Below are 14,533 nucleotides of genomic sequence, written 5' to 3'. Positions count from 1 at the left end.
ACTTGATTCTCCTTACACACAGCTTCAATACGCTCGCCAATAATCTCCTTGAAATCATCTTCAATGTCCTTACGAATAATAAATACTACCTTATTAAAACCAGCCTCAATCGCATCATGAATCGAATAATCCATAATAATCTCGCCATTTGGTCCAACTGCTTCTAATTGCTTGATTCCGCCACCGAATCGCGAACCGATACCAGCAGCCATAATTAATAATGATGTGTTCAATATATTGCTCCTTTAAATGTTATTTATCTTATTTGATATAACAGCTACGGAAAACTTAAAATCTCCCGTAAAATACGCTTTTTATAGTATACCACAGAAAACATGGGTAAGAAATGGATAAAATATGAAAAAGATAACGTTTACAACATCTATGTTAAACAAAAAAGAAGCTAGCTATATTAGCCTAACTTCTAATAAACATTTTTATATCTAACTAACTACACTTTTCGATTAATATAATCTTCTGTTGCATTTTGAGAACGTTTAATAATACATGGATTACCAAATACAATAGAATTATCAGGAATATCGCAATTCACATATGTATTAGGTGCAATTAATACATTATTCCCAATAGTTACATTACCTACAATTGTTGAATTAATTCCTATCCAAACTTCATCCCCAATAGTTGGAGCGCCTTTTCGTTTACCTCGATTTTCTTGTCCGATAGTAACTCCTTTATGTAAATTAATATTTTTTCCTAATTTTGCATTCGGGTTAATTGTAATACAGTACGCATGGCCAAAGTATAAACCTTCTCCAATTACGGTATCGGCACTTAATTCAATAAATTTCTTTCTCTTAGCTAAAGTAAAAATTACTTTATAGAACATTTTTAAAAACTTATTATTTGCTGACTGTGTCTTTCTATATAACTTTTGGAAATAAGGTATCCTACCAGAACCATATCTCTTCTTATCTTGATTATACATTTATTGTTCTCCTTTTTGTACACTTTACTTATCTTCTTCATTCCATATCTTTGATTTATTTGAAAATTTTCATTAATATCATAGTGTATAGGCTGCATCAATGCTTTATTTATCATTATATTTATATTGGATTTTTATCATAATTTAAGCTATTCAATAAATAAAGTATCATCTCTTCAAGTATAAGATTGATTTATATTTTCTAACTATTATAGTCGCTATTTAGCAGAAGGTTTCTTTAAGGTACATACTTACATATAGTAAAATATATTAACAGGTCAAGTATGTTGATTTACTGAATTCAAACTCCTACTATGAAATATCCTGTTGACCATTATCGACTTCAATAATTAGTAACTAGATGTCTAATATTCAACCGATTTTATGGCTTTTATTATTTCAATATGGCTTGGTTCCAATACTCACCTAATTTATAATCCCATCTTTCATCAGTAAATTTACCAAAGCCACTACTTTCACAAAAAGTAATTTCTCCAACATAAATTTTTCCTTTAATATTATATAAATCAATTCTTGCATATTCAAAATCTTCCGATAACTTTTTTGCAATTTCTATCATTTTTTCATAATTTTCTGGTTTTTCGTAATCATTTTTGTCAATTTTATTTCCTGTAGTAAAATTAAATTTTTCCCAAGTATACGGATCATACATATTACTTATAACAGAAGCTTTTGTTATTTTTTCTAATATAATTTTATTAGTATTAAAACAATGGAATTTATATTCTGACATTTCACCTTCTAAAAATTGTTCAACAATAATCTTTCTCGGAATATCGCTATAATATTTTTCCATTGAAAGAATTCCGTAATCTAATTTTAATTGGTTGTTTAATTCTTTAATGATTTCTTTGGCATTAGCTTTGCTTTTATCTTTTACAATTTGAACTGGTCCACTATTATGATTAGCTTTAGCTACAAAAGAATTTGGTAATTGATTCCATTGTTCTATTGTTAACTTATCTGTTACTAAATGTAATGGAATTAAATATTCTTCACCAATCTTTCCTTTAACGTATTCTCTTACACGATATTTATCAGCACATACTGCATATAGAGGATTATTATCATATAATTTTCTAAATTGAACTTTTTGATTAAATGTTTCAGGTTTTTTATTAAAATTCATTTCATACCCTAAACTTTTTTTAAAACTTTTTGATATATATTGTTCTTTTAAATAATTGTTAGGATATAAATATTTGCGTGTTTTTTCTTGTATTTTAAAATAAAGTATATTTATATCTTTATCTATTTTAAAAGTTTTACATAGTTTTTTTATATTTTTTTTCATAAACATCCTCTTCACATAATAAATTTAAGCCATATTAAGACTTTTATATCATTTTTCTACTTCATTATTTTTTGTTGCCAATAGTGTCCTAATTTATAATCCCATTTTTCATCAGTAATCTTACCAAAACCACTATTTTCACAAAAAGTAATTTCTCCAACATAAATTTTCCCTTGAATATTATACAAATCAATTCTTGCATATTCAAAATCTTTCGACAATTCTTTTGCAATATCAATCATTTTTTCATAATTTTCTGGTTTTTCATAATCATTTTGATCAATTTCATTTCCTGTAGTAAAATTAAATTTTTCCCAAGTATATGGATCATACATGTTACTCATAACAGAAGCCTTCGTTATTTTTTCTAATACAATTTTATCTGTATTAAAACAATGGAATTTATATTCAGTTGCTTCTCCTTCTAAAAATTCTTCAACAATGATTTTTCTTGGAATATCACTATAATATTTTTCCATAGAAATGATACCATAATCTATTTTTAATTGATTATTCAATTCTTTAATAATTTCTTTAGCGTTAGCTTTTCTTTTATCTTTTACAATTTGAACTGGGCCACTATTATGGTTGGCTTTAGCTACAAAAGAATTTGGCAATTGATTCCATTGTTCTATTGTTAACTTGTCTGTTACTAAATGTAATGGAATCAAATATTCTTCACCAATCTTTTCTTTAACGTATTCTCTTACACGATATTTATCTGCACATACTGCATATAGAGGATTATTATCATATAATTTTCTAAATTGAACTTTTTGATTAAATGTTTCAGGTTCTTTATTAAAATCTATTTCATAACCTAAACTTTTTTTGAAGAATTTTTTTATATAGTCTTCCTTTTTGCTATCACTATTATATAATAGTTTAAACCTCCATTCTCTATTTTTTAAAAATATTAACTTCGCATCTGATTCTATCTTTAGTACTCTACATATTTTTTTTAAGTTATTTTTCATATTCTCCTCTTTCTATAATAATTTATTATACCATATAAAATTCTTTATACCACTCTGCAAATTCTCTTAAACCCTCGCGCAATGATGTCGATGGTTTGAATCCAAAATCACGTTCTAAAGCAGATGTATCAGCATAAGTTACTGGTACATCTCCTGGTTGCATTGGTACTAATTCTTTATGGGCATCAAAATCATAATCACTTGGCAATACTCCTGCACGAATTAATTCTTGTTGTAAAATATCGACAAATTCTAATAGGTTTTCTGGATTGCTATTACCGATATTGTAAATCGCATATGGTGGTACTGGTAAGCCATCTTCACCTGTTTTTCTTGCTGGTGCTTTCGCCATTACACGTGTCACACCTTCAACAATATCATCAATATAGGTGAAGTCACGTTTACAATTACCATAATTAAAAATTTGAATCATTTCATCATTACGTAATTTATTAGTAAATCCGAAGTAAGCCATATCAGGACGTCCAGCTGGGCCATAAACCGTAAAGAAACGTAAGCCTGTTGCTGGAATATTGTACAACTTAGAATAGGCATGAGTCATTAATTCATTGCTCTTTTTACTTGCGGCATATAATGATACTGGATTATCAACTTTATCATCTGTTGAATATGGCACTTTTTTATTAGATCCATAAACTGATGAAGATGAAGCATAAACTAAATGTTCAACTCCTGATTCCCCATTATCATACGAATGACGACAAGCTTCTAATAAATTATAAAAACCAATCACATTCGATTCCATATAAGCACCAGGATTTTCAATTGAATATCTTACTCCTGCTTGTGCTGCTAAATTAACTACAATTTTAGGTTTATATTCAGCAAATAATGAGTCGATTAATGCTTTATCAGAAATACTCCCTTTAATAAAAGTGAAATTGGGATACTTCGATAATCTTTCTAAACGATAATCTTTTAACTTCACATCATAGTAATCAGTAATACTATCAATTCCAATAATTTTTACACCTTTTACTGTTTCAAATAATTGTTCTGCCAAGTTAGAACCAATAAAACCAGCTACACCAGTAATTAAGACTGTTTTATTTTCTAGGTTAATATTTTCCATCTAAACACTTCCTTATTACAAATTTTTAGTCACGCTTAAAGATATCTCGTGTATATACTTTTTCTTGTACATCATCTAAACAACTATCATAACGGTTAGCAACAATCGCATTTGATACTTCTTTAAATTTAGCTAGGTCATTAATAACTTTACTACCAAAGAATGTTTCACCATCTTTTAAGGTTGGTTCATAAACAACTACTTCAACGCCTTTTGCTTTAATACGTTTCATAACGCCTTGAATACTACTTTGACGGAAGTTATCTGAATTTGATTTCATTGTTAAGCGGTATACACCTACAATTGGTTGATCTTTTTCTTTATTTGCATCCCATTGGCTATTTTCATCATAGCCACCAGCAAGTTCTAATACACGATCTGCAATAAACTCTTTTCTTGTACGGTTAGATTCAACAATAGCTGAAATCATATTTTGTGGCATATCGCCATAGTTTGCTAATAATTGTTTTGTATCTTTTGGTAAACAGTATCCACCGTAACCAAATGATGGGTTATTATAGTGTGAACCGATACGTGGATCTAATCCAACACCTTCGATAATTGCTTGTGAGTCTAAACCTTTCATTTCAGCATAAGTATCTAATTCATTGAAGTATGATACACGTAATGCTAAATATGTATTAGCAAATAATTTAACTGCTTCCGCTTCCGTTGAACCCATGAATAATGTATCGATATCTTCTTTAATCGCACCTTCTTGTAGTAATTCAGCGAATGTGTGTGCTGCTTGATTTAATCTTTCGTCTTCTGGATCAGTACTTACGATAATACGGCTTGGGTATAGGTTATCATACAAAGCTTTACTTTCACGTAAGAATTCTGGACTAAATAAAATATTTTTTGTGCCCATTTTTTCCTTAACGTATTCTGTATAACCAACTGGAATTGTTGATTTGATGATCATAATTGCTTCAGGATTATACTTCATAACATTTGCAATTACACTTTCAACTGCTGATGTATCAAAGAAGTTCTTTTTAGAATCATAGTTTGTTGGAGCTGCAATTACAACAAAATCAGCATCTGTATAAGCTTTTTCTTGATCGGTTGTTGCCACTAAATCTAAGTCTTTTGTTTTTAAAAATTTTTCTATTTCATCATCTTGAATTGGTGAAATCTTATTATTAATCATTTCTACTTTTTCTTCAATAATGTCTACTGCAACTACTGGGTGATGTTGGCTAAGTAACGTTGCAATACTTAATCCTACATATCCTGTACCTGCTACTGCGATTTTAATGTTATTCATTATCCGTATACCTACTTTCTGTTATTTATTTCTAATCACATCACAAATTCTATCTACATTTTCTAAACTTAATTCTGCATATAAAGGTAATGTTAAAACATTTTGTGAGATTCTTAGTGCTACTGGGGTTTCGTTAGCATCATACTTACCTTTAAAACAAGAGAATTCACTTGTTAATGGATAGAAGTATTTTCTAGCCATGATATTATTTTCTTTTAATAGTTCTAAGACTTCATCACGATTCATACCATAAACTTCTGGATCAAATACTACTGGAAAATAAGCGTAATTTGATTCTAAATCTTCTTGGATGCAATTTAATTGAATTCCTGGAATATCTGCTAAACGGTTACGGTAACGCTCTACAACTTGTTTTCTTTTAGCAATTTCTTCGTCAACATGTCTTAAATTGCATAAGCCCATAGCTGCACAAAACTCATTCATTTTAGCATTTGGACCGATTTCTTCAATATCTTCCCCTGCGATACCAAAGTTTTTAAGATTGTATAATCTTCTACCAAATTCTTGGTCATTAAAGCAAGTTGCTCCACCTTCAACACTATTAAAGACTTTTGTTGCATGGAAACTAAAGCATGAAGCATCACCATAACTAGCAATGCCACGACCTTTATACTTTTCACCAAAAGTATGAGCTGCATCGTAAATAACTTTTAAATTGTGTTTTTCCGCAATTTTTTCAATCTCTTCAACATTACATACATTGCCATATACATGAACTGGCATAATTGCTAAAGTTTTTTCAGTAATTAAAGCTTCAATTTTATTGACATCCATTGTAAATGTAATTGGATCAATATCACAAAAGACTGGTTCTAATCCATTACGAATAATGGCATTAGTTGTTGAAGCAAATGTAAATGGTGTTGTAATCACTTCACCTGTTAAATCCATTGCTTGCAGCGCTAGTTCTATAGCCATATGTCCATTTGTAAATAATTCTACTTCTGCTACATCTAAATATGTTTTTAACTGATTTCTTAACTCTTCATGTTTTGGTCCCATATTAGTTAACCAATAATTCGCCCAGATATCTTTTATCTCTTCAACATATTCATCCATACTAGGCATAGAAGATTGTGTTACTAAAATTTTTTCTGACATTTTATCACTCCACTTTTACCAATTAAGTATTTCATTATTTTGAACTTTATCATAAATCATATCTTGATTATTCTCATCTAAAATATTGATTAATTTATACGCTTCTTCTACCCGCTCTTTTAATACCATACTATCTTTACCACTAAAAGCAAACATACCTAGTTTATTTAAAATTGCTTGTGTATCATCACACGATTCTCCTATGCGAGATTGACATAATGATAAGGTACATTCTGGATATTTATCAAGTTCTTCAAATCCTTTAATTGATTTGATAACCCCTTTTTTACCATATAAATTAATAGTTAAACATTTTAAATCTTTATCAATTTTTGAATTATACACATCTTTAGTCTCTCCAAGTAACGCGTGATTTAAAAATATATCTAAATAATTAAATGGACCTCTTTGCTCTACATATGTTGATTGATGGCCACCTTCTAATCTAAAACCACACTCAAAGAAACTTAAATCTTCTGTTTCTTCATTATAAAATCCTGAAAAGAAAATACAGCCATATTTAATCCCCATACCTTGAATCATTTTTCTAATAGTATTATCAGATTTCTCTAATACTTTATCTTCATTACGACAAGGATATAACCATGCACTTTGAACAACTCTTTCAAATCCATTATTTTTTGCATTAATCGTATCACATGATGAAATAAGTTTAATCTCACCATCTTGAATAGCATAGTATAAATCTATTTTCCCACCTTGATAAATATATTCTTCAATAATTACTTCTTTTGTAACCGATAAATCCATTGCATATTGATATGCTTTTTCTAGTTCTTCTTTCGAATTAGCAATACTAATGCCTATTGAACCTGCACGATCGACTGGTTTTACAATTACAGGATATTTATCAACACTCTCTACGGTTGAATATTCTTTTACTGTTGGTACAGCATATTTTCTACAAGTATCTTTAAATATTTTTTTATCTCTTGTAATTTCTAATTGTTCTTTATTACTGTAACAAGGATAATCTAATCGTTCACACAATTGAATCAAACTATCAATACGAAATTCACTATATCCTGCGATTGCACCATCAACATTTTCAGCAATACATCTCTTTTCCAATTCATCAATATCAGACCAACTAATATCCCATGCTTCATCTGCAACTAGTTTTCCAGGGCTTAATGTATAATCTGTATTATAATCGGCAGCAATTACATATATCCCTAGTTCTTGTGCTCTTTTAATTAGATTGATTTCTCCTGCTGTTGCACCTAACACTATTAATTTTTTACCTTTTAATCTTTTATACATTGATTCGCTCCTTACAATCTTAATTGATTCATTATTTCTGAAACAATTATATCCATTTCTTTAACACCATATCTTTGATCACATGGTAGTGGAAGAATATTTAATGCCAATTGATACTCTAAACTATCTTCCTCTACATCATCTAAAACATTAGGCCAAAGTAATGGAATATAGATTTTTTTAGCTATCAATTGTTTTCTAATTTCAGCGGCATTCTCTATCATTAATGGATATGCAAATGCTCCTTCTACTTTAGTTACTGTTAATAGATTGATATCTTTCAATTGTTGATGCAAGTAATTAAAATTAGTTGTTCTGGCTTCTTTAACAAATTCATAATCTATGCCATTTAATAAATTTTTCGTTAATTCTGACATCTTTTTAATTGGTTCATTTTTAAATCTTTTGTTATTTTCTGCATACTCACCATAAAATTCCGAAGCGCTTCTTTCAAATCTACCTAATAAGAAATTCATATGTTGAAATGATTCGTCTTTAGATAATTCTGATGTCATTAACTGACTAGTTGATAAGATCGCCCCATCTGCTACACCGAAAAACTTTCTACAAGTATATAAAGTATCAATACCTATTACTGGCTCTTGAAAATACGCTTGTGCATTATCAACAATCATTCGACCAGAAAACTCATTATGTAATTCTTCTAATTTTTGATTACTTAATTGCCCATAATAATTAACAACATATATCCACTCATCATGCTGTAATTCAATACTCTTTGGTAAAAAGTTATCTGAAATATGATAATAAGCAATATTTATATATTCATCTTTACAAGCATCTCTAACAGAGTCGCATAAAAAATACGGCAAATAAATCTTTTGAATATTTTTAGCTTTAATAATATATTTCAAACAATTTCTACCTGCATTTAAGAGTATTTTATCTGCATATAGCATTTTTTTATTAGATTTCTCTAATTCTATATATCCACCTATTTCCATTATAATACCTCTTTAATCTAAGATAACATCGATATATGTTTCCATATTACCCATGTATTGATCCATTTGTTCTTTTGTATCAAATTTTAAGAATAAAATTCCTAAAGCTTTAGCCGCATTATCAAAGAATTCCACTTGAGCTCCTGGTTCTTTATAAATACATTCACGCATAATAAATGGTTTCAATGATTCATGATATTGAATTTGATTAAAGATACCATCTTTACTTGAATGTAAATTATAAGTAGCATAATACCCCTTATCATTATTCATTAAAACCGTAAAATCATTTCCCATTGCACTCTGAATTGTCATTTCAACTACATCTACATTAAAAATATTTGCTAATAATTCCGGTATCATATTTCCACCATTACGTGGTCCAATATCGATTGGGAATACTCGATTATTTTTATCGACAATCAACTCGATATTCATTGCACCGGTCTTAAATTCTAACTTATCTACTATTAATTGTAGAGTAGTTTTTATATTATTAATATTTTCTTCTGTTAAAGTTAGTGGATAACTTTTTCCAACCGGAACTAATGAATTGACATTATTATCTCGATGACAATTTAATAATCCCCATAAAATAACTTGTCCATCTTTTACAAAGATATCACCCCCCACTAAGTATGGATGTTTTTTCTCGATAAACTCTTCGACAACAATTCGTTTCCCTCTTGAAAATTTAAAAGCAAAATTAATGGCTACCTCAACATTATCTAAAGTTCTTACAACAGTCACACCTTTACTACCTGATGAATCAACTGGTTTAATAATAATTGGCAACTGATATTTAGTAATATCGTTTAATGCTGCTTCAACACTTGTATAGCCGTTTGCTTTTGGTGAGTTAAAACCATTATCCAATAAGAATTTTCTAAACTTATCTTTATTACATAAGGTTTCCACTGATTGATAAGGATTAGTAGATAAGCCTAATTGTTCTGATACGTAAGCTGCTGTAGGTGCTGCTGGATCTGATGCATAAGCAACAATTCCATCAATCGCTTCTTTTTTTGCAATTTCTAAAACAGCTTCTTTATCCGTTGTACTTAATAAATAAAATTTATCTGCATGATGTTGACCTGGATTATCTGTTAAATAATCACATAATACTGTGTAATAACCTAATTCTTTAGCTTTTTCAATCGCAACGACTTGTTGGGCTGAACCGCCTAATAATAATATTTTTTTCAATTCATTACCTTCTTTTATTTGTTTTCGTACATTTTTTGATAATATTCTTGGTATTCACCAGAAATGATGTCTTTCCACCATTTTTCATTTTCTAAATACCATTTGATTGTTTTCTTGATTCCATCTTCAAATTTTGTTTCTGGTAGCCAACCTAATTCATTGTGAATTTTCGTTGGATCAATGGCATAACGCATATCATGACCTTTACGATCTTCAACATAGGTAATTAATGATTCTGGTTTATTTAATTCTTGACAGATAATTTTTACAATTTCAATATTCGTTTTTTCATTATGGCCACCAACATTATAAACTTCGCCAACTTTGCCATTATGAATAATTAAATCAATCGCTTTGCAGTGATCTTCCACATATAACCAATCACGAACATTTAAGCCTTCACCATAAACTGGTAATGGTTTGTCTGCTAAGGCATTGGCAATCATTAATGGAATTAACTTTTCTGGGAAATGATATGGTCCATAGTTATTTGAGCAACGAGAAATCGTTACTGGTAATCCATATGTACGCTCATAAGCTAATACTAATAAATCTGCTGATGCTTTTGATGATGAATACGGACTTGAAGTATGAATTGGTGTTTCTTCAGTAAAGAATAATTCTGGTTGGTCTAATGGTAAGTCCCCATATACTTCATCGGTTGATACTTGGTGGTAACGTTTGATACCATATTTACGACAAGCATCCATTAAGACTGCTGTTCCTAAAATATTTGTTTGTAAAAATACTTCTGGATTTTCGATTGAACGATCCACATGGGATTCAGCTGCGAAGTTAACGACCATATCAGGATGTTCTTCTTCAAATAATTGATACACACCTTCACGATCACAAATATCTAATTTTACAAATTTAAAATTAGGATTATCCATAACTGGTGCTAAAGTGGATAAATTACCTGCATACGTTAAGCTATCAACGCAAATAATTTGATAGTCAGGATGTTTCTTTAACATATAAAATACAAAGTTAGAGCCGATAAAACCAGCTCCACCCGTTACGATTATTTTCATTTTTTATCTCCAATACTTTAAAATATTAACTTATCTTTAGCAACACGATATAAGTGTTCTCCATAAGAAGATTTACCATATTCTTTTGCTAATGCTAATAATTGTTCTTTATTAATCCATTTTTCACGATAAGCAATCTCTTCAGGTGAAGAAATCACTAAACCTTGACGTTTTTGAACTGTTCTAATGAATAATGAAGCTTCCATTAAGCTATCCATCGTACCTGTATCTAACCATGCAAAGCCACGACCTAAAATTTGTACTTTTAATTTATCTTCTTCTAAGTACATTTTATTTAAGTCTGTAATTTCTAATTCTCCTCGTTCTGAGAATTGCACTTGTTTAGCTTTTTCAACAACTGTCTTATCATAGAAATAAAGACCTGTTACACAATAATTTGATTTAGGATTTTGTGGTTTTTCTTCTAAAGATACAACCTTTTTATCTTTATCAAATTCAACAATTCCAAAACGTTCTGGATCTTGAACATAATAACCAAAGATTGTTGCGTAACCATTTTTAGCATTTTCAACTGCTTCAGCTAAGTTTTTACTAAACCAACCACCATAGAATAAGTTATCTCCTAGAATCATGGCACACATATCATCACCAATAAAATCTTCCCCTAAGATAAATGCTTGAGCTAAGCCTTCTGGTTTTTCTTGAACTTTATAAGATAATTTAATCCCTAATTTTGAACCATCTCCTAATAATGTCTCAAAACGTGAAATATCTTGCGGTGTACCAATAATTAAGATATCACGAATTCCAGCTAACATTAAAGTTGATAAGGGATAAAAAATCATCGGCTTATCATAGACTGGTAAAAGTTGTTTTGATGTTACACGTGTTAATGGATATAGTCTTGTTCCACTACCTCCAGCTAAAATAATTCCTTTCATAACTTCCTCCTTTTAGTGATTTATTTACGACCTTTAATAATACCTAATAGATACTGAAATGAATCTAATTTTAATACTTTAGAACCAATAATATAAATAATTGCTCCTAAAATAATTTGAATGATAATTAAGACTAATTTAGAAACAGATAAGACTGATAAGAAACTAATTGCAAATCCCATCACTAATGCTAATAAAATACTTGGTAAAATATCTTTTAGCTGTTCTAAATAGCTATAATCTAATAATTTTTTGTTCGGCCAAGTATTAATAATTTGGCTTGTAAAACTTGTAAATAATGCTCCATAAGCAATTGCTCTAACATTAATCCACATCGTTGCAAATAGCACAATTAATCCGATAACTTTTTTAATAATTTCTAATTTCAAGAAAATATCACTATGTCCCATAGCTTTAATGGCATTCAAATTGGCCGTATGAATCGGATAGAACATATAGGTGATACAGAAAATCCTCATAAAGAATACACACGATAACCATTTATCGGTTAAAACTAATGAAACTAGAGGTGTTGCAATTGTTGCTAAGCCAATCATCATCGGTGCCATGATATAAGTACTTACTTTAATCGCACGTCTGGTCATATTTTTAATCGCTACTCGGTCATCTTGAGATTTTGACATGACTGGGAATAACACACTATCGATAGCTGCATTAATATTTGAAACAATCGTTTTAGGAAACATATTCCCTTGATCATAAAAAGCTAAATCCGAAGCTGAATAGGATTTCCCAATTACTAACGATCTAATATTCGTATAGAGAGTATCCAATAATGCTGACACTAATAACTTCCAACCATATGAAATTAATGCTATTAGTCGATTAAAAGAGAACATAAACTTCGGACGCCAATTAACCGTAAACCATAGTACTATTGTATCAATTAACATATTAATTAATTTTTGACCTACTAACGACCAAATTCCAAACCCTGAATATGCCATCCATACACCAACAATTGCTGCTATGATTGTCCCAACAGAAGTTGCAAAGAAAAACTTCTTGAATTGCAAAGTTCTTGAAACATAAGCTTGTTGAACATTTTTCAAACCTGAAATAATTAGCATCAACGCTAATACTCTAGTAATTGATGTTAATGCTGGATTGTTATAAAAATTTGCAATAAACGGTGCGCTTACAAACACCATTCCATATAATAATGTACAAACAAACATATTAAAAAAGAAAACTGATGAAAAATCTAAATCATCGGCAGCTTTTTTTTGAACCAACGCACTTCCCAACCCACTATCAACAAACACTTGTAATATATAAATAAAAACCATTACTATGGCTAAAGTTCCATAATCACTAGGTGATAATATTCGTGCAAGGATTATTGATACGATAAATTGTACAATTTGAGCCCCGCTTCGTTCAGCAAATCGCCAAATAAAATTTGAAAAAATATTGCTCTTATTATTCATCTATTTACTCCGTCTATTATGATACTTCATGTATGAATTATGAAATACACATTTTATAAATATTTTTAATTTCATTTTTTTTGATTTCCCATTAAATACATCCTTATAAGGAGCTGTCTTGATTTTTTTAAAATCCCCTTTTATTGTTAATATATCAATTTTTTGATCTAAAATTTGAACATCTAATTTCCTACAATTTTCTTCATTAGTATAAATTTTTATCTCTTCATAAAAATTTATTAATTGTTTTTTTTCATTAATTTTTTCGTTTAATGTAGAAATTCCAGTTCTACTTGTCCATGAACCATCTGTACCATATCTATACACGGACATCACTTCATTTAAATATCTAACTTTTCCTGACATTGTTAAATAAATCCCCATAGGATAATCACCAACATTTATCATATCAAAGAACTTTGGTGTTTTCCTACCATATTCATATCTATACATCAATGATGAAATATGATAACTTCCTTTAACTCCTTCTAATGCATTTTCAAATGTAATATCTCTTTCTGCATCATTATCATACTTGATTATTTCTATACCATTTTTATATAAATCTATTAACTTCGTGTTATGAACACATGCAATATAGTTTTTATGGCTATCTAAAAAATCTACTTGTTTTTGAAGTTTATGTATATCACACCAATAATCATCTCCTTCACATACAGCAATATATTCACCTTGCATTTTAGGGTAAATATATTTATCAAAAATTTTAATTCCCTTAGAATATTTATTTTCTTTTTGATAAATCGGTTTAATAATATGTGGATATTTTTTTTCATATTCTTTTATAATTTGAACAGAATTATCTGTAGATGCATCATCATGAACAAAGACTTCAAATTCAAAATTAACATCTTGATTGACAAAACCGTTTAATGCATCTCTTAAATATTTTTCGTGATTATAAACTAAACAATATACTGATACTTTCATATTTTCTCCTTTTC

At 29.3% G+C, this 14,533-nt stretch carries 13 protein-coding genes and 1 pseudogene; all 14 read right to left on the bottom strand.

Going from position 1 to position 14,533, the window contains the following annotated elements:
- A pseudogene (locus BMX09_RS04220) lies at window positions 1–233 on the bottom strand (nucleotidyltransferase); the annotation flags it as partial.
- A gap of 218 nt (window positions 234–451) precedes the next feature.
- Window positions 452–949, bottom strand: a complete 498-nt coding sequence (locus BMX09_RS04215) for a serine acetyltransferase (protein WP_089746454.1) — start codon at window positions 947–949, stop codon at window positions 452–454.
- Between the two features lie 394 nt (window positions 950–1,343).
- A complete protein-coding gene (locus BMX09_RS04210; protein ID WP_089746453.1) occupies window positions 1,344–2,264 on the bottom strand; it encodes an ATP-grasp fold amidoligase family protein in 921 nt (306 codons plus the stop codon).
- Window positions 2,265–2,320: 56 nt separating this feature from the next.
- A complete protein-coding gene (locus BMX09_RS04205) occupies window positions 2,321–3,241 on the bottom strand; it encodes an ATP-grasp fold amidoligase family protein (RefSeq protein ID WP_089746452.1) in 921 nt (306 codons plus the stop codon).
- 25 nt (window positions 3,242–3,266) lie between these two features.
- Complete coding sequence (locus tag BMX09_RS04200; RefSeq protein ID WP_089746451.1) at window positions 3,267–4,334, bottom strand: GDP-mannose 4,6-dehydratase; 1,068 nt, start codon at window positions 4,332–4,334, stop codon at window positions 3,267–3,269.
- Between the two features lie 25 nt (window positions 4,335–4,359).
- Window positions 4,360–5,604 carry a nucleotide sugar dehydrogenase gene (locus BMX09_RS04195; RefSeq protein ID WP_281242674.1) on the bottom strand — a complete coding sequence of 415 codons (1,245 nt, stop codon included), beginning with the start codon at window positions 5,602–5,604 and terminating at the stop codon, window positions 4,360–4,362.
- 21 nt (window positions 5,605–5,625) lie between these two features.
- Window positions 5,626–6,726 carry a DegT/DnrJ/EryC1/StrS family aminotransferase gene (locus tag BMX09_RS04190; protein ID WP_089746450.1) on the bottom strand — a complete coding sequence of 367 codons (1,101 nt, stop codon included), beginning with the start codon at window positions 6,724–6,726 and terminating at the stop codon, window positions 5,626–5,628.
- A 15-nt stretch (window positions 6,727–6,741) separates the two neighbouring features.
- A complete protein-coding gene (locus BMX09_RS04185) occupies window positions 6,742–8,010 on the bottom strand; it encodes an ATP-grasp domain-containing protein (RefSeq protein ID WP_089746449.1) in 1,269 nt (422 codons plus the stop codon).
- An 11-nt stretch (window positions 8,011–8,021) separates the two neighbouring features.
- Complete coding sequence (locus tag BMX09_RS04180; protein ID WP_218138914.1) at window positions 8,022–8,975, bottom strand: hypothetical protein; 954 nt, start codon at window positions 8,973–8,975, stop codon at window positions 8,022–8,024.
- 12 nt (window positions 8,976–8,987) lie between these two features.
- Entirely contained in the window at window positions 8,988–10,181 is a 1,194-nt protein-coding gene (locus BMX09_RS04175) for an ATP-grasp domain-containing protein (RefSeq protein ID WP_089746447.1), read from the bottom strand.
- 14 nt (window positions 10,182–10,195) lie between these two features.
- Window positions 10,196–11,215, bottom strand: coding sequence for a dTDP-glucose 4,6-dehydratase (rfbB, locus tag BMX09_RS04170; protein ID WP_089746446.1), 1,020 nt, complete (start codon window positions 11,213–11,215; stop codon window positions 10,196–10,198).
- Between the two features lie 17 nt (window positions 11,216–11,232).
- A complete protein-coding gene (rfbA, locus tag BMX09_RS04165) occupies window positions 11,233–12,117 on the bottom strand; it encodes a glucose-1-phosphate thymidylyltransferase RfbA (RefSeq protein ID WP_089746445.1) in 885 nt (294 codons plus the stop codon).
- A gap of 20 nt (window positions 12,118–12,137) precedes the next feature.
- Window positions 12,138–13,568 carry a lipopolysaccharide biosynthesis protein gene (locus BMX09_RS04160; RefSeq protein ID WP_089746444.1) on the bottom strand — a complete coding sequence of 477 codons (1,431 nt, stop codon included), beginning with the start codon at window positions 13,566–13,568 and terminating at the stop codon, window positions 12,138–12,140.
- Window positions 13,569–14,519, bottom strand: a complete 951-nt coding sequence (locus BMX09_RS04155; protein WP_089746443.1) for a glycosyltransferase family 2 protein — start codon at window positions 14,517–14,519, stop codon at window positions 13,569–13,571.
- Window positions 14,520–14,533: the final 14 nt, after the last annotated feature.

The sequence above is a fragment of the Granulicatella balaenopterae genome (assembly GCF_900111135.1).
Classification (GTDB): Bacteria; Bacillota; Bacilli; order Lactobacillales; family Aerococcaceae; genus Granulicatella; species Granulicatella balaenopterae.
Note: the sequence above shows the minus strand (reverse complement) of the source record. Positions and strands in the feature narration are given on the sequence as shown.